The sequence below is a fragment of the Clavibacter lycopersici genome, from assembly GCF_003576405.1.
Lineage (GTDB): Bacteria > Actinomycetota > Actinomycetes > Actinomycetales > Microbacteriaceae > Clavibacter > Clavibacter lycopersici.
The window spans coordinates 1-737 of sequence record NZ_QWGT01000484.1 but is presented as its reverse complement, the minus strand read 5'-3'; the positions used below and the strand labels follow the sequence as shown (position 1 = coordinate 737).

General features: G+C 79.5%; 1 protein-coding gene. It reads right to left on the bottom strand.

Annotation, left to right across the window (positions count from 1 at the left end; translation table 11 throughout):
* Nucleotides 1-66: 66 nt before the first annotated feature.
* On the bottom strand, nt 67-737 hold a 671-nt coding region (locus tag DZG00_RS16095), incomplete at its 5' end, for a YcnI family protein (protein ID WP_311135925.1).

The window sequence follows — 737 nt, the reverse complement described above, 5'->3', positions numbered from 1 at the left end:
TGGCGGGCGGGGCGGCCTCGGGCGCATCCGCGGGACCGGCGGCGTCCGCGCGGTCGTCCACGGCGGTCATCGGCCGGCGCCCAGCTGCGGACGGCGCATGCCGATGGTGAGGAGCATCACGGCGACGACCCCCACCACGAGCGCGCCGAGGCCGAGGAGGCGGGCGACGGGGTCGACGGGCGCGACGGCGGACGCGGCGTCCGTGCCCGTCGCGGAGCCGGCGTCGGCCCCGGCCGCGCTCGCGCCGCTCCCGGTCGCGGCGTCGGTCAGCGTGATCGCCGGCGCGGGCAGGTCGGGCTCGGTGCCCGCGGCGGGCGTCTCGGCCCAGTCGGTGGATCCCTCGACGCACGTCTGCAGCGTCGGGAACGCGACCACGTCGCCGGCCGCGCCGTCGACGGGGAGCAGCGCCTCGACCTGCACGGTGGCGCGCAGGGCGTCCGGCAGCGGGGTGTCGGCCGTGTAGGTGACGGTCGTGCCGTCGGCGGCCTCCTGCTCGGCGACCGACCAGCCGGGCGCGAGGGTGGGCTTCACGGCCTGCACGTCCGCGGGGAAGCGGATCGCGAGGGACGTGGTGGCGGATCCCTCGCAGCCGTGCCCGACCGCGAAGGTCAGGACGCTGAGCGTGGCCGGGGCGGTGGAGGAGGCGTCGAGCTCGACGTGCGCGGACGCGGCGAGCGGCGCCGACACGGCGAGCGCGAGGCCGGCGGCCGCGCCGAGGGCGACGGGGATCCGGCGGG